The sequence below is a fragment of the Streptomyces camelliae genome (genome assembly GCF_027625935.1).
GTDB lineage: Bacteria > Actinomycetota > Actinomycetes > Streptomycetales > Streptomycetaceae > Streptomyces > Streptomyces camelliae.
This window is the reverse complement of sequence record NZ_CP115300.1, coordinates 5453085-5468344: the sequence shown is the minus strand read 5'-3', so window position 1 is coordinate 5468344 and position 15260 is coordinate 5453085. Positions and strand designations below refer to the sequence as shown.

Sequence of the window (15260 nt, the reverse complement as noted above, 5' to 3'; positions counted from 1 at the left end):
GGGAGGTGGCGGCGACGCATGACGAACATGTCGAGGGCGCGGGTGGCCCGGCGCATCGCGGCCGGAGCGGCGTACGGCGGTGGCGGGGTCGGCCTGGCCGGAGCGGCCGCCGTCGGTCTGCTGCTGGCGGAGGTACGGCTGGCCCGGCGCCATGTGGGCAACGGCAGCGGCGGCCGGGTCCCGGTCGCCGACGGCATGTACGGCCTCACCTACGCCGTGCCCGGCGAACCGCCCCTGCGTCTGGTCATGCTCGGCGACTCGACGGCGGCCGGGCAGGGCGTGCACCGGGCGGGCCAGACCCCGGGGGCGCTGCTGGCGTCGGGGCTGGCGGCGGTGGCGGAACGCCCGGTGGAGCTCCGTAACGTCGCACTGCCCGGAGCCCAGTCGGACGACCTGGACCGCCAGGTGGCGCTGGTGCTGTCGGCCGCCGCTCCCGTCCCGGACATCTGCGTGATCATGATCGGCGCGAACGACGTGACGCACCGGATGCCGCCGACCCGTTCGGTACGGCACCTGTCGTCGGCGGTACGACGGCTGCGCACGGCCGGCGCGGAGGTGGTGGTCGGCACCTGCCCCGACCTCGGCACGATCGAGCCGGTGCAGCAGCCGTTGCGCTGGCTGGCCCGGCGGGCGTCCCGCCAGCTGGCGGCGGCCCAGACGATCGGGGCGGTGGAGCAGGGCGGCCGCACGGTGTCCCTGGGCGACCTGCTGGGCCCGGAGTTCGAGGCGAACCCCCGGGAACTCTTCGGCCCCGACAACTACCACCCCTCGGCGGAGGGCTACGCGACAGCGGCGATGGCGGTGCTGCCGACGGTCTGCGCGGCCCTGGGCCTGTGGCCGGCGGAGGAGGAACGGCCGGACGTGATGCGGCGCGAGGGCTTCCTGCCCGTGGCCCGGGCCGCGGCGGAGGCCGCCTCGGAGGCAGGCACGGAGGTCACCGCGGCGATGCCGACGGGGCCGCGGGGACCGTGGGCACTGCTCAAGCGCCGGCGCCGGCGCCGGGTGCCGGAAGCCGAGCCGGCGACTCCGTCGGTCTGAACCTCTGCCGCGCGGGAGGCCCAAGCAAGCGCTTAGTAAATTGCGGCCAGTGTCACACCACCGCACCCGTGACCTGGACCATACGGAGCGGTAACTTCCCAAGCGGCCCTGCCCGAAAAGCACACACAGTCCACTGGAGCCGTGATGCCCGAAGCCGTCATCGTCTCGACCGCCCGCTCCCCCATCGGCCGCGCCGTCAAGGGCTCCCTGAAGGACCTGCGCCCCGACGACCTGACCGCCACGATCATCCAGGCCGCGCTCGCCAAGGTCCCCGAGCTGGACCCCCGGGACATCGACGACCTGATGCTCGGCTGCGGCCTCCCCGGCGGCGAGCAGGGCCACAACCTCGGCCGTATCGTCGCCGTGCAGATGGGCATGGACCACCTGCCCGGCTGCACGATCACCCGCTACTGCTCCTCCTCCCTCCAGACCTCCCGCATGGCCCTGCACGCCATCAAGGCCGGTGAGGGCGACGTCTTCATCTCGGCCGGTGTGGAGATGGTTTCCCGCTACGCCCACGGCAGCTCCGACATGCCGGGCACCTACAACCCGCTCTTCGCCGAGGCGCAGGCCCGCACCGAGGCCGTCGCCCAGCAGGAGGGCACGACCTGGCACGACCCGCGCGAGGACGGCCTGCTGCCCGACCCGTACATCGCGATGGGCCAGACCGCCGAGAACCTGGCCCGCGCCAAGGGCATCACCCGCCAGGAGATGGACGAGTTCGGCGTCCGCTCGCAGAACCTCGCCGAGGAAGCCATCAAGAACGGCTTCTGGGAGCGCGAGATCACCCCGGTCACCCTTCCCGACGGCACCGTCGTCAGCAAGGACGACGGCCCGCGCGCCGGCGTCACCCTGGAGGGCGTGGCGGGCCTGAAGCCGGTGTTCCGCCCGGACGGCCTCGTCACCGCCGGCAACTGCTGCCCGCTCAACGACGGCGCCGCCGCCGTCGTCATCATGTCCGACACCAAGGCCCGCGAGCTGGGCCTGACCCCGCTCGCCCGCATCGTGTCCACCGGCGTCTCGGGCCTGTCCCCCGAGATCATGGGCCTCGGCCCGGTCGAGGCCAGCAACCAGGCGCTGCGGCGCGCGGGCCTCACCATCGACGACATCGACCTGGTCGAGATCAACGAGGCCTTCGCCGCCCAGGTGATCCCCTCCTACCGCGACCTCGGCATCGACCTCGACAAGCTGAACGTCAACGGCGGCGCCATCGCCGTGGGCCACCCCTTCGGCATGACCGGCGCCCGCATCACCGGCACGCTCATCAACTCCCTGCAGTTCCACGACAAGCAGTTCGGCCTGGAGACGATGTGCGTCGGCGGCGGCCAGGGCATGGCGATGGTCATCGAGCGCCTCAGCTGACACACCGTCCGTAGCGGGACAGGCACGTCACGTCGCGAATCGGCCCAGAACCCAGGAATCTCCACGGTTCTGGGCCTTTTCGTGATCCAATCTCCCCCAGGATGTGACCTATCTCGCTCGCGCACCACAACAGTGCAGGTCAACGCAGGTCAGCGCGCCGCTCGAAGAATCCACGAGACCAAAGACCTGTCCGTTTCGTGACGTTACGCACTGACAGCTGGATAGTCCACCCTTCAAGCTGATGTAGGAAGTCGGGGGTCGACTTTGAACCGGGAGTACGTCAGTGAGCGCCATGCCCATCGCCCTGCTGCTCACCACGGCCGCCACCGGCGCCGTGGGCGTCGCCGTCCTGCGCACCGTCGTGAAGCTGCGCCGTCAGCTCACCGAGCTGCAGCGCCAGCTCGCCGAGGACCAGGCGGCCACCACCCGCGCCCTGCTGCCCAGCGCCCGCACCCACGCCGACGCCGACCAGATACGCGCGGCCGTGGCCGAGGCGCTCGCCGAGGAGCGGGAGCGTGAGCTGGCCGAAGCGCGTGCCTTCTGGGCCGCGCAGGAGGCCCGTGACGCCTCCGACGCGCCCTCTCTGCTCGGCCTGTCCGACACCGAGATCTTCCTGCCCCGGCAGAGCGACTTCGCCGGCCTGGAGCCGGTGTCCGAGCCGACCACCGAGGCCGACGAGTTCGCCGGGGAGTCCCCGGAACTGGCCGCGGCCCGCCGTCGGCACCCCTCGCACCCCGACTTCGTCCCGGTGCAGTCGCCGGCCGTGAACGACCACGAGCGTACGGTGACCACGCTGGAGCAGCTCGCCGCCGACCGTGTCGAACTGGCCGACGTCCGTCCGGGCCCGCTCGGCACCCTCGACGTCTACGTCTTCGCCGACGGCACCACCCTGTGCATGACCCCGGGCCACCGCGAGACCGCCGAACGCCTGGCCGCGGCGGTGGCGTCGGGCGAGACCCCGTACCTCCTCGGCGGCTCGGGCATCTCCGGCGCCTACACCCTCACCTTCGCGTTCGGCGAGGAGATGGTCTACATACTGGCGGACCGGGTCATAGCGTCCCTGTAGGGGGTTCCTCAGACGCCGGCCCGCTGCCGCGCCTCCTCCACCAGCCGCACCGCTTCGGCGACCTGCTCCTCGCTCCGCAGCACCACCTCCAAATCGTGTGCGGCCACGAGGATCTGATCAGCGGCGGCGAACATCCCCGCGTCCGGCATCTCCCGGGGCTCGGCCCCGGGCTCCTCGACGCGCTGAGCCCACCGGGTCAACTCCCGGGCCAGCGCCAGCGCCTCGGCCGCGGCCCCCCGCTGAAGTCTGCTCTGCGGCGCCGCGCGCAGCCGGTCGGCGAAGTGATCCACTGCTTGCGTCAAGGGCGTCGTATCAACCACGCGCCGAGCGTAACGTGCCGGACTGTTGCCAATACGCGAACGCTCAGGCACGGTGACGTGAAGGACCGGCTTACATCCCCTTTGCGTTCGGAGGCGCCGATGTCCCAGCTCTTCTCCGAGGAGACCCATCGCAATCTGCTCGCCCGCATCCCCCACTGCACCGGTCGTGAAGTCTCCGACTGGCTGCGCACCGTAGAAGAAGGCCCCGCACTGTTCCGCTTCGAGGAGAAGGTCAGCTGGCTCAGGCACGAGTACGACCTCGCGTACGGCCACGCGAAGGCGATCGTGCACGAGTACGACTTGAGGAGGGCGGCCCGCAAGCTGCTCTGAGACGCGAAAAGGGCCCCGGGTCGGAACCCGGGGCCCTTCGCTCAGCGGACTCTTTCGGCCGGCTGCCGGCCGGCGAGCGTGCCCGCTAGTCGTTGTTGGTGAAGATGGCCACCAGCCGCAGCATCTCGACGTAGATCCACACCAGGGTCATGGTGAGACCGAACGCGGCGAGCCAGGACTCGTTCCGCGGGGCGCCGTAGGCGATGCCGTCCTCGATCTGCTTGAAGTCCAGCGTGAGGAAGAACGCGCCGATGAGAATGGCGACGATGCCGACCAGGGCGCCGAGCGGGCCGAAGCTGCGCAGGCCGCCGTTCTCGGCGACGCCGAAGACGACCAGCAGCAGGTTGACCGCCATGACGACCATGAAGGCCATCGCGATGGCGAGGCCCATCCGGGCGTAGCGGGCGGTGACGCGGATCCAGCCCGCCTTGTAGACGAGCAGGGTCGCGCCGGCGACCGCCATGGTGCCGAGCACCGCCTGGAACGGGGCGCCGCTCCAGCGGCTGTTGTACATCTCGCTGATGACGCCGAGGAAGACGCCCTCGAACGCGGCGTAGCCCAGGATCAGGGCGGGCGACGGGGTGCGCTTGAAGCTCTGGACCATCGCCAGGACGAACGCGACCAGCGCGGAGCCGACGGCCAGGCCGTAGCTCGTCGCCGAGACCGGCAGCAGCGCCCAGGCGAGGACGGCGCCGAGGGCGACCGTGCCGAGCGTCATGGCCGAGCGGACGACGACGTCGTCCATCGTCATCCGGTCGGTGGTGACCGGTGCCTGGGGCGGCGCGCCGTACTGGAGGTCCGCTTGCGCGTACGGGTTCTGCGCATACGGGTTCTGCGCGTACGGGTTGCCCTGTGCGTACCCGGCCTGCGGTGCGGTGTTGAAGCCGGCGTAGCCGTTGTCGCGGCTGAACCCCCGTCGCGAGAAGACCGGGTTGCTGCTCCTCATTTCACTCCTCCATGGCTGCCGTGCGCAGCCTTGGCTCAAAGAGTAATGGATTGGCAAAGGGTCGACCATGATACTTGAGGAGGATCTTTCCCCTGCCGTGCTGCCCAACACGCTACGCGTGCGGGCGATTCCCGGCCATGGGTGATCGCGTTCCATGACGAAGCTGCTACCGAACCGAGAGAAAATCGCTCGAACGGCCGACCTACCCGAACGGGAACCCCGTGTACGCCTCGGCCAGATCGGTCTCGGCCGCGCGCGAGGAGGCGATCCGCTCCAGCCGGGCCACCTGGAGGCGGGCGTCGAAGGGGGTGGCGTCGGGGGCGGGGTGCAGCAGGGTCGTCATGTCGTAGGAGAACCGCTCGGCCTGCCACACCCGGCGCAGACAGGTCGCCGAGTAGGCGTCGAGGAGGTCCGGGGAGCCGGTCTCCCGCTCGTGGACGAGCGCACGGGCGAAGGTGACGACGTCGCCGACGGCGAGGTTCAGGCCCTTGGCGCCGGTCGGCGGGACGATGTGGGCCGCGTCGCCGGCGAGGAAGAGCCGGCCGTGGCGCATCGGTTCGTGGACGAAGGAGCGCATGGGCGTGACCGACTTCTGGGTGATCGGCCCGCGCTCCAGCCGCCAGCCGTCGTCCGTCTCGAAGCGCCGGTCGAGTTCCGACCAGATCTCCTCGTCGGTCCACTCCCCCGCCTCCGCGCCGGCCGGCACCTGGAGGTAGAGACGGGAGACGGACGGCGAACGCATCGACAGCAGGGCGAAGCCGCGGTCGTGGCGGGCGTAGACGAGTTCGTCGTGCGAGGGCGCGACGTCGGCGAGGATGCCGAGCCAGGCATAGGGGTACGTCCGCTCGTGCACCCGGGAGAGGGACTCGGGCACCGCCTTGCGCGAGACACCCCAGAAGCCGTCACACCCGACGACGTACTGACACTCCAGCACCTCCTCGCGCCCCTCGCGGCGGAACCGCACCCGCGGGCTGTCGCTCTCGGCGCCCTCGACGGCGAGCGCCTCCGCCTCGAACAGCAGCGGTCCGCCCTCCTTCAGCTGGAGGGCGATGAGGTCCTTGCACACCTCGGTCTGGGCGTACACCATCACGGACCGTCCGCCGGTGAGGCCGGGGAAGTCCACACGGTGGCGGGTGCGGTCGAAGCGCAGCTCGATGCCGTCGTGGCGCAGCCCCTCCCGGTCCATCCGCTCCCCGGCGCCCGCCGCGCGCAGCACGTCCACGGTCCCCTGCTCCAGGATCCCGGCGCGCTGGCGGTGTTCGACGTAGGCGCGGTCGTGGGCCTCCAGGACGACCGAGTCGATGCCGGCGCGGTGCAGCAGCCGCGCGAGCAGCAGCCCGGCCGGACCCGCTCCGATGATCCCGACGGTGGTGCGCATCGGTCTCCGCCCCTTCCGTAATATTGCCTGCTGTTCGTCTGGTGAAATTTTCTTCACCAACTTTCGAGCGATGAGTCTCCGCCGGGCCGTAGCCGATGTCAATGGGTGAACGAGGGGCGCGGTGGTGCCCGGAGCCGGACTTGAACCGGCACGCCCGCGAAGGGGCAGCGAGGTTTAAGCTCGCCGTGTCTGCATTCCACCATCCGGGCAGGCCATGGGCTCCGCGTCGAGGAACCGAGCCTATCGGGACCCATCCCCCGAACAGCGGAAGGGTGGACCGATGTTGTCTTATTTTATTGACGTCTGAGGGTGCATCAGCCCGCGGAACGCGCCATCCGCACTTGCCAGACAGCGTGACGCGAGGTGGGCACGCGTGTACGTGAAATGACGGAATTTCACCGTCTGAACGAGGGCGTTCCACCTGTTCTCGACATCGTTCGACAACGTTCGACATGGTCTTCACCGCCCGGCCCTCAGGGTCGGCGGTCCTCCCCAGGTATGACACGGCGGTCTCCCGTCCGACCCGAGTCGCCCTCCGGAACCGGAACAGCGACTGACTTCACGCGCCCTTCCCGCCGAGACGATGGAGCGGTCCCCAGGAACACACGTCACCCCCCGACAGGAGCACCCTCCCGTGACCACCACACCCACCGCCGGCCGGACCACCGCCGTGGCCGCACGCGCCACGGAGCTGTCGAAGATCTACGGACAGGGTGAGACCCGGGTGGTCGCCCTGGACCGGGTCTCGGTCGACTTCCGGCAGGCCGAGTTCACCGCGATCATGGGCCCGTCCGGTTCCGGCAAGTCCACGCTGATGCACTGCGTGGCCGGCCTGGACACCTTCTCCTCGGGGTCCGTCAGGATCGGTGACACCGAGCTGGGCTCCCTGAAGGACAAGCAGCTCACCAAGCTCCGCCGGGACAAGATCGGCTTCATCTTCCAGGCCTTCAACCTGCTGCCGACACTGACCGCCCTGGAGAACATCACCCTTCCGATGGACATCGCGGGCCGGAAGGCCGACAAGCAGTGGCTGGATCAGGTCATCCAGATGGTCGGGCTGTCCAGGCGGCTCAGCCACCGGCCCTCCCAGCTCTCCGGCGGCCAGCAGCAGCGCGTGGCGGTCGCCCGCGCCCTCGCCTCCAAGCCGGACATCATCTTCGGCGACGAGCCGACCGGAAACCTCGACTCGCGCTCCGGCGCCGAGGTGCTGGGCTTCCTGCGCAACTCCGTGCGCGAACTGGGCCAGACCGTCGTCATGGTGACCCACGACCCGGTCGCCGCCGCCTACGCGGACCGCGTGGTCTTCCTGGCCGACGGCCGGATCGTGGACGAGATCCACGGCCCCACCGCCGACGCCGTCCTCGACACAATGAAGCAGTTCGACGCGAAGGGCCGGACCTCCTGATGTTCCGCACCGCCCTGCGCAACGTCCTCGCGCACAAGGCCCGGCTCCTGATGACCGTGCTCGCCGTCATGCTCGGCGTGGCGTTCGTGTCCGGGACGCTCGTCTTCACCAACACCGTCTCCGACGCCTACCAGAAGAGCTCCGCCAAGGGCTTCGACCAGGTCGACGTCGCCGTACAGCCCAAGTACCAGGACTCCAAGGGCGACCAGGTCGGCAAGCTGTCCGATCTGACCCAGGGGGTCCTGGACAAGGCCGCGAAGGTCCCCGGCGCCGCCTCCGCGACCGGTGTCGTCAGCGGCTTCACCGCCGTCGCCGACAAGGACGGCAAGCTGGTCGGCGGCGACTGGCAGTCCAACGGCGGCAATTACTGGAGCACCAAGGACGCCCGCTACCCGCTGGTGAGCGGTCACGCCCCGCGCGGTGCGGGTGAGGTCCTGCTCGACTCCAGGACCGCCGAGCGCGCCGGCTACCGGGTCGGCGACACCGTGCGCCTGTCCGTGAACGGCCCTGTCCTCACCCCGACCCTGGCCGGCATCTTCACCACCGACGACGGCAACGTCTCCGCCGGCGGCAGCCTCGCCCTGTTCGACACGCCGACCGCGCAGAAGCTGTTCGACAAGGCGGGCACGTACGACGAGATCGACGTCAAGGCCGCGGCCGGCACCAGCCAGTCCGCGCTGAAGGCCGAGCTGGACAAGGCCCTGCCCGCGCATCTGGTGGAGACCACCACCGGCAAGCAGCTCGCCGACGACCAGGCGAAGCAGATCGCCGCCTCCATGAGCGGCCTGAAGCAGGCCCTGCTGGTGTTCGCCGGTATCGCGCTGTTCGTCGGCACGTTCATCATCGCCAACACCTTCACCATGCTGGTCGCCCAGCGCACCCGCGAACTGGCCCTGCTGCGCGCGGTCGGCGCCTCCCGCCGCCAGGTCACCCGCTCGGTGCTGATCGAGGCGTTCGCGGTCGGCGCGGTCGCCGGTGTGGCCGGGCTCGCCGCGGGTGTCGGCATCGGCGCCGGACTGCGTTCGCTGCTCGGCTCCTTCGGCGCGAGCGTGCCCGACGGGCCGCTGGTGATCACCCCCGGGACCGTCATGTCCGCCCTCGCGGTCGGCATCCTCATCACCATGCTGGCCGCCTGGCTGCCCGCCCGCCGGGCTGCGAAGATCCCGCCGGTGGCGGCGATGAGCAGCGTGCACGCCAAGGCCACCACCAAGTCGCTGGTGCTGCGCAACACGTTCGGCGCGCTGTTCGCGGGGGCCGGCATCGCGGTGGTCCTCGCGGCCACGACGATGAGCGCCGACTCCGCCCAGGCTCCGATGGGCATCGGCGCCGTGCTGCTCATCATCGGCGTGTTCATCCTGACCCCGCTGCTGTCCCGGCCGCTGATCGCGGCCGCCGCCCCGGTGCTGCGTGTCTTCGGTGTCTCGGGCAAGCTGGCCCGGCAGAACTCGGTGCGCAACCCGCGCCGTACGGCGGCCACCGCCTCCGCGCTGATGATCGGCCTGACCCTGATCACCGGCATGACGGTGATGGCGGGCAGCCTGCAGACAGCGATCGACAAGATGGCCAGTTCGTCGCTGCGTGCGGACTACGTCGTCTCGATGACCAACGGCGACCCGCTCTCCCCTGACGTGGCGAAGAAGATCGCCGCGACCGACGGCGTGACCGACAGCAGCCCCCTGCGCCGTGCCGTCTCCCGGATCGACGGCTCCAACGAGGTGCTGACCGGCGTCAACGGCTCCGCGATCGGCGCACTGACCCATCTGGAGATGGAGCAGGGCACCTTCGAGGTGAGCGGCTCCCGGGTCACCGTGGACGAGGACACCGCCAAGTCGCACGGCTGGAAGGCCGGGTCGGTCTTCACCGTGCGCTACGAGGACGGCAAGCGGCAGAAGCTGACGGTCGCCGGTGTCTACAAGGGCAACGAGATGTTCAAGGAGATCCTGGTCGACAACAAGGCCCTCACTCCGCACCTGCCCCACCCGACCGACAGCGACGTCATGGTCAAGACCGCGGGCGGCGCCTCCAGCGCCACCAAGGACAGGCTCGTCAAGGCTCTCGACTCCAACCCTGCCATCAGGGTCCAGGACAAGCAGGACATCTCCAACGCCATCGCGAAGATCTTCACGACGATGCTGAACATGCTCTACGGCCTGCTCGGCATGGCGGTGATCGTCGCGGTCCTCGGAGTCATCAACACCCTGGCCATGTCGGTCTTCGAGCGCTCCCAGGAGATCGGCATGCTCCGCGCGATCGGCCTGGACCGCAAGGCGGTCAAGCGGATGGTCCGGCTGGAATCCCTGGTGATCTCCCTGTTCGGCGGCGTGCTCGGCGTCGGCCTGGGCGTGTTCTTCGGCTGGGCGGCCGGGCAGCTGCTGGGCACGAAGATGCCGACGTACGAACTGGTCCTGCCCTGGGGCCGGATGGCGGTCTTCCTGCTGCTGGCGGGCGCGGTCGGCGTCCTGGCCGCCCTGTGGCCGGCCCGGCGCGCGGCCAGGCTCAACATGCTGACGGCGATCAAGGCCGAGTAGCCGTACGGCAGTGCGAGGGGCCCCGTTCCGTCACCGGAGCGGGGCCCCTCGCCGTGTCAGGCGTGCCAGGTGCGGGTGCGCAGCCGCAGCCCGGAAGAACCCGACTCCGGAGTGCGGACGGCCAGGACCTGGTTGACGCCGATGCGGTTGCGTTCGAAGGCCAGCGCGCAGGCGGCCATGTACAGCCGCCAGACACGGGCCCGGCCGGGGCTGGTGAGCCGGACCGCGCGGGCCCAGTCCGCCTCCAGGTTGGCGACCCACTGCCGCAGGGTGCGGGCGTAGTGCTCGCGGATCGACTCCACGTCCCGCACCTCGAACCCGGCGCGCTCCAGCTGGGTGACCGTGGTGCCTACGGGTGCGAGCTCACCGTCGGGGAAGACGTAGGCGTCGATGAACGCGTCCACCTCGTACGCCGATTCGTCGCGCTGCGGACGGCGGGCGATCTGGTGGTTGAGCAGCCGTCCGCCCGGCTTGAGCAGCGTGTACAGCTGGTTGGCGTACTCCAGATAGCGTTCGGCGCCGACGTGTTCGGCCATGCCGATGGAGGAGATGGCGTCGAAGGGCCCGTCCGTCACGTCCCGGTAGTCCTGGACGCGGATCTCCACCCGGTCGGCCAGTCCCTCGTCGGCGACCCGCTTACGGGCGTAGGCGGCCTGTTCCTGGGAAAGGGTGATCCCGACGACGCTCACGCCGTGCTCGCGGGCCGCGTGGATGGCCATCGAGCCCCAGCCGCAGCCGACGTCCAGCAGCCGCTGACCCTCCTTCAGGCCGAGCTTGGCGCAGATGAGTTCGAGCTTGTCGCGCTGGGCGGACTCAAGCGAGCCGCCGTCCTCCCAGTATGCGCAGGAGTACACCATGGACGGGCCCAGGACGAGCTCGTAGAAGTCGTTGCCGACGTCGTAGTGGTGGCTGATGGCCCGCTTGTCGGTGTGCCGGCTGTGCAGATGCCTGCGGGGCCTGCGCACCTCCTCGCGCGGCGGGGCGGGCGGGAACGGGAGGCCGACGAGCTTGAGCAGGTCGCGGGCGGCGGCGCGTACGTCCGGGTCGCGCAGGGCCTGGAGGAGGGTCCTGGAGTCCTCCCCGCGCTCCCACACCAGGGCCGCCATCGCGTCGAGGGCGGTGTACAGGTCGCCCTCGATGTCCAGGTCACCGGCGACCCAGGCGCGGGCGAGGCCGAGTTCACCCGGTTTGAACAGCATCCGGCGCAGGGCGCGGCGGTTGCGCACGACCAGCGCCGGCGCGTCCGGCGGCCCGGCCTGCGATCCGTCCCAGGCCCGCAGCCGGAGCGGCAGCGGTGTTCCCAGTACCTGCTCGGCAAGACTCCTCAGCCGCGACGCGGCGTCCGCCATGGCACACCTCCAAGACGAGATCCCGGATGCCGGTTACCACGTAAACGACGTCGGCCACTCCCCGTAATCCCGCAATCGGCCTACCAAGTACCCCCGATCACCCCCGAAAACGCCGGAAGACCTCCCGCACCACGGATGGCGGGAGGTCTTCCGGTCGGTTCAGCGACCGTCGGAGGTCAGGAGGCCTTGGCCTTCTCCTCGGTCTTCGCGGCGGCGACCGGCGCCGGCTTGGCGGCCTCGTAGAACTCCTCGCGGGGGTTCTCCATGGCGCCGAGGGAGACGACCTCGCGCTTGAGGAACATGCTCAGGGTCCAGTCGGCGAAGACGCGGATCTTGCGGTTCCAGGTCGGCATCGCCAGACCGTGGTAGCCACGGTGCATGTACCAGGCGAGGCGGCCCTTGAGCTTGATCTTCATCTTGCCCATGACGATCATCGCCACGCCCTTGTGCAGGCCGAGACCGGCGACCGCACCCTTGTTGGCGTGCTCGTACTCCTTCTGCGGGAAGCCCCGCATACCGGAGACCACGTTGTCGCCGAGGACCCGGGCCTGGCGCAGCGCGTGCTGGGCGTTGGGCGGGCACCAGGCGTTCTCGTTGCCCGCCTTGCGGCCGACGAGGTCCGGGACCTGTGCGTTGTCACCGGCGGCCCAGATGTAGTCCGTGCCCTTGACCTGGAGGGTCGGCTCGCAGTCGACGTGGCCGCGCGGGCCGAGGGGCAGACCGAAGCGGGCGAGGGCCGGGTTCGGCTTGACGCCGGCGGTCCACACGATGGTGTTGGAGTCGACCTCCAGGCCGTTCTTCAGCACCACGTGGCCGTCGACGCAGGAGTCCATCGAGGTGGAGAGGTAGATCTCCACGCCCCGGCTCTCCAGGTGCTCCTTGCCGTACTGGCCGAGCTTGGGACCCACCTCGGGGAGGATCTTGTCGGCGGCGTCGACCAGGATGAAGCGCATGTCCTCGCGGGACACGTTCTTGTAGTACTTGGCCGCGTCCCGGGCCATGTCCTCGACCTCGCCGATGGTCTCCGCGCCCGCGAAGCCACCGCCGATGAAGACGAAGGTGAGCGCCTTGCGGCGGATCTCCTCGTCGGTCGTGGAGTCGGCCTTGTCCAGCTGCTCCAGGACGTGGTTGCGCAGGCCGATGGACTCCTCGATGCCCTTCATGCCGATGCCCTGCTCGGCGAGGCCGGGGATCGGGAAGGTGCGGGAGACCGCGCCCATGGCGATGACGAGGTAGTCGAAGGGCAGCTCGTACGCCTCGCCCACCAGCGGGGCGATCGTGGCGACCTTGCGGTCCTGGTCGATGGTGGTGACCCGGCCGGTGAGGACCTCCGCCTTCGGCAGCACGCGTCGCAGCGGGACGACGACGTGGCGAGGGGAGATGCTGCCGGCGGCGGCTTCGGGGAGGAAGGGCTGGTAGGTCATGTACGACCGGGGGTCGACGACCGTGACGGTCGCCTCTCCGAAGCGCATCTTCTTGAGGATGCGCCGAGCTGCGTACAGGCCTACGTACCCACCGCCTACTACGAGGATCCTGGGACGCTCCGTGGTGCTCATGGCATCGAGTATCCACCCGCCCCTTGAGCGGTGCTCGTGCGCCCCTTCACAAGGTCCTACAGGGCCTGTGCTAAACTCCGCGACCCGCGTGACGCAGGTCATGCCGGAGAAGGGGAACCCACGGGCGGTCTGACCCGTTGTCAAGGCCGCGTGAGCTGCCTCTCTGCCCCGGCGGCCGTCGCGTGAGGCGCCCGGGAGAGCCCCCGCGAACACCCTCCCGGAACACCCTCGCACCACTCGGCTGAGCACGCTCAAGGGCCCGCTGAGCCCCCGAAAGGGCCAAGCGGAGGCTTCTGATCCCCCGCCGGGACCGATTTCCTTGTGAAGAACTTCACGAACTTTTCCGACGGCGTGTCACCGGAACCCTCGAACAGCCCGCTCACACGTTATCCAACCTGCTCAACGGAGGCTACTGGTGAGTAGCAAAGGGGCGGGAAAGAGACCCTCACGCCCCCTGCGAGGCTCATGCGAGGGACCAGGCGATCCCGTCCAGGATGTCGTGCTCGCTCACCACGACCTCCTCGGCACCGATGCGTTCCATGATCGCGAGCAGGACGAGGGCGCCCGCGGCGATGACGTCGACCCGGCCCGGATGCAGGGACGGCACCGCGGCGCGCTCGGCGTGCGTGGAGCGCAGCAGCCACTCGGTGATCTCGCGGACGCGGTCGTGCGAGACCCGGGAGTGGTGGATGCGCGCGGAGTCGTACTCGGGCAGCTCCTGGGCGATGGCCGAGACGGTGGTGACGGACCCGGCGAGGCCCACCAGCGTGTGCGCCTCGCGCAGCGGCACCGTCTGCTCCGCGAGGTCCAGGGCGGCCTCGACGTCGGCCCTTATGGCCGCGATCTGCTCCTCGGTGGGCGGGTCGGAGACCTCGCCGCCGTGCACCAGATGCCGCTCGGTCATCCGCACACAGCCGACGTCCACGGACCGCGCGGCCCGGACGTGTTCGTTCCCCACGACGAACTCCGTGGAGCCGCCGCCGATGTCCACGACGAGATACGGCTGGGTGAGGTCGGCCCGGCCGGTCAGCTCCTTCGTGGCGCCGGTGAAGGAGAACTCGGCCTCCTGGTCGCCCGTGATCACCTCCGGCTCGACCCCGAGGATGTCCAGCACGCCCCGCACGAACTCGTCGCGGTTCTCGGCGTCCCGGGAGGCGGAGGTGGCGACGAAGCGGAGCTTCTCTGCGCCGTGCTCCTTGATGATCGCGGCGTACTCGCGGCACGCGGCGAAGGTCCGCTCCAGCGCCTCCGGCGCGAGCCGCCCGGTGCGGTCGACGCCCTGGCCGAGCCGCACGATCGTCATCCGGCGGTCCAGATCGACCAGTTCACCAGTCGTGGGGTCGGCGTCGGCGACGAGCAGCCGGATGGAGTTGGTGCCGCAGTCGATGGCGGCGACGCGGGTCACTTCTCGTCCTCCTCGGTGGGGAGCGGCTCGGTGCCTTCGCCGAGCGTCACGCACGCGCCCTTGCGCCACCACTCCGGCAGCATCGCCAGGGCCTCGTCGCCGAGCGGGTTCACGCCCGGCCCCGCGGCCAGCGAGTGGGCCACCAGGACGTGCAGGCACTTGACCCGGTCCGGCATGCCGCCCGCGCTCGGGAAGCCCGTCAGCTCCTCGATCTCGTCCCGGCGCCGGATGTAGTCCTCGTGCGCGGCCCGGTAGGCGGCGGCCAGCTCCGGGTCGGTCCCCAGCCGCTCCGTCATCTCCTTCATCACGCCGTTCGCCTCCAGCGTGCCGATGGCGGAGGACGCCTTCGGGCACGTCAGGTAGTACAGCGTCGGGAAGGGCGTGCCGTCGGGCAGCCGCGGCGCCGTCTCCACGACGTCCGGCTGACCGCAGGGGCAGCGGTGCGCGATGGCCCGCAGACCCCGCGGCGGACGGCCGAGCTGCTGCTTGAAGGCCGCTACGTCCGCGGCGGTGGGCTCGGTGCGCGGGGTGGGCGGCGGAGGCGTTTCCATGACTGCTTTCAGATCGGCTTTCTGTC

Annotated in this window: 13 protein-coding genes and 1 tRNA gene; 6 read left to right on the top strand and 8 right to left on the bottom strand. The window is 70.2% G+C overall.

Annotated features, from left to right (window positions below; translation table 11 throughout):
- The first annotated feature begins 18 nt into the window (after nt 1-18).
- The 3 genes from O1G22_RS25055 to O1G22_RS25045 all read left to right on the top strand — a co-directional run bounded on the left by O1G22_RS25055 (nt 19) and on the right by O1G22_RS25045 (nt 3466).
- Nucleotides 19-1038, top strand: coding sequence for an SGNH/GDSL hydrolase family protein (locus O1G22_RS25055; protein ID WP_270083372.1), 1020 nt, complete (start codon nt 19-21; stop codon nt 1036-1038).
- A gap of 144 nt (nt 1039-1182) precedes the next feature.
- Nucleotides 1183-2400 carry an acetyl-CoA C-acetyltransferase gene (locus O1G22_RS25050; RefSeq protein WP_270083371.1) on the top strand — a complete coding sequence of 406 codons (1218 nt, stop codon included), beginning with the start codon at nt 1183-1185 and terminating at the stop codon, nt 2398-2400.
- Between the two features lie 283 nt (nt 2401-2683).
- Nucleotides 2684-3466, top strand: a complete 783-nt coding sequence (locus tag O1G22_RS25045) for a hypothetical protein (RefSeq protein WP_270083370.1) — start codon at nt 2684-2686, stop codon at nt 3464-3466.
- An 8-nt stretch (nt 3467-3474) separates the two neighbouring features.
- Here O1G22_RS25045 and O1G22_RS25040 read toward each other — a convergent pair whose 3' ends face one another.
- A complete protein-coding gene (locus O1G22_RS25040) occupies nt 3475-3786 on the bottom strand; it encodes a hypothetical protein (protein WP_270083369.1) in 312 nt (103 codons plus the stop codon).
- A gap of 99 nt (nt 3787-3885) precedes the next feature.
- Between O1G22_RS25040 and O1G22_RS25035 the strand changes: the two genes are divergently transcribed.
- Nucleotides 3886-4116, top strand: a complete 231-nt coding sequence (locus O1G22_RS25035) for a DUF4287 domain-containing protein (RefSeq protein WP_020940491.1) — start codon at nt 3886-3888, stop codon at nt 4114-4116.
- An 85-nt stretch (nt 4117-4201) separates the two neighbouring features.
- Here O1G22_RS25035 and O1G22_RS25030 read toward each other — a convergent pair whose 3' ends face one another.
- The 3 genes from O1G22_RS25030 to O1G22_RS25020 all read right to left on the bottom strand — a co-directional run bounded on the left by O1G22_RS25030 (nt 4202) and on the right by O1G22_RS25020 (nt 6649).
- Nucleotides 4202-5062 carry a Bax inhibitor-1/YccA family protein gene (locus O1G22_RS25030; RefSeq protein ID WP_270083368.1) on the bottom strand — a complete coding sequence of 287 codons (861 nt, stop codon included), beginning with the start codon at nt 5060-5062 and terminating at the stop codon, nt 4202-4204.
- A gap of 202 nt (nt 5063-5264) precedes the next feature.
- Nucleotides 5265-6440 (bottom strand): 4-hydroxybenzoate 3-monooxygenase, encoded by a 1176-nt coding sequence (locus O1G22_RS25025; RefSeq protein ID WP_270083367.1) that lies wholly within the window; start codon nt 6438-6440, stop codon nt 5265-5267.
- 122 nt (nt 6441-6562) lie between these two features.
- A tRNA-Leu gene (locus tag O1G22_RS25020) sits at nt 6563-6649 on the bottom strand.
- A gap of 425 nt (nt 6650-7074) precedes the next feature.
- On the opposite strand from O1G22_RS25020, the gene O1G22_RS25015 reads away from it, so the two are divergent.
- Nucleotides 7075-7845 carry an ABC transporter ATP-binding protein gene (locus O1G22_RS25015; RefSeq protein ID WP_270083366.1) on the top strand — a complete coding sequence of 257 codons (771 nt, stop codon included), beginning with the start codon at nt 7075-7077 and terminating at the stop codon, nt 7843-7845.
- A complete protein-coding gene (locus tag O1G22_RS25010) occupies nt 7845-10373 on the top strand; it encodes an ABC transporter permease (RefSeq protein WP_270083365.1) in 2529 nt (842 codons plus the stop codon). The genes O1G22_RS25015 and O1G22_RS25010 overlap by 1 nt, the downstream gene beginning before the upstream one ends.
- A gap of 56 nt (nt 10374-10429) precedes the next feature.
- Here the strand turns inward: O1G22_RS25010 and O1G22_RS25005 are convergent, their stop codons facing one another.
- The 4 genes from O1G22_RS25005 to O1G22_RS24990 form a co-directional block, all read right to left on the bottom strand.
- Nucleotides 10430-11722: an SAM-dependent methyltransferase gene (locus tag O1G22_RS25005; RefSeq protein ID WP_270083364.1), complete on the bottom strand. Its 1293-nt coding sequence runs from the start codon at nt 11720-11722 to the stop codon at nt 10430-10432.
- Nucleotides 11723-11898: 176 nt separating this feature from the next.
- Nucleotides 11899-13278: an NAD(P)/FAD-dependent oxidoreductase gene (locus O1G22_RS25000; RefSeq protein ID WP_270083363.1), complete on the bottom strand. Its 1380-nt coding sequence runs from the start codon at nt 13276-13278 to the stop codon at nt 11899-11901.
- A 463-nt stretch (nt 13279-13741) separates the two neighbouring features.
- A complete protein-coding gene (locus O1G22_RS24995; RefSeq protein ID WP_270083362.1) occupies nt 13742-14683 on the bottom strand; it encodes a Ppx/GppA phosphatase family protein in 942 nt (313 codons plus the stop codon).
- Entirely contained in the window at nt 14680-15234 is a 555-nt protein-coding gene (locus tag O1G22_RS24990) for a DUF501 domain-containing protein (RefSeq protein ID WP_225099102.1), read from the bottom strand. The genes O1G22_RS24995 and O1G22_RS24990 overlap by 4 nt, the downstream gene beginning before the upstream one ends.
- Nucleotides 15235-15260 lie beyond the last annotated feature (26 nt).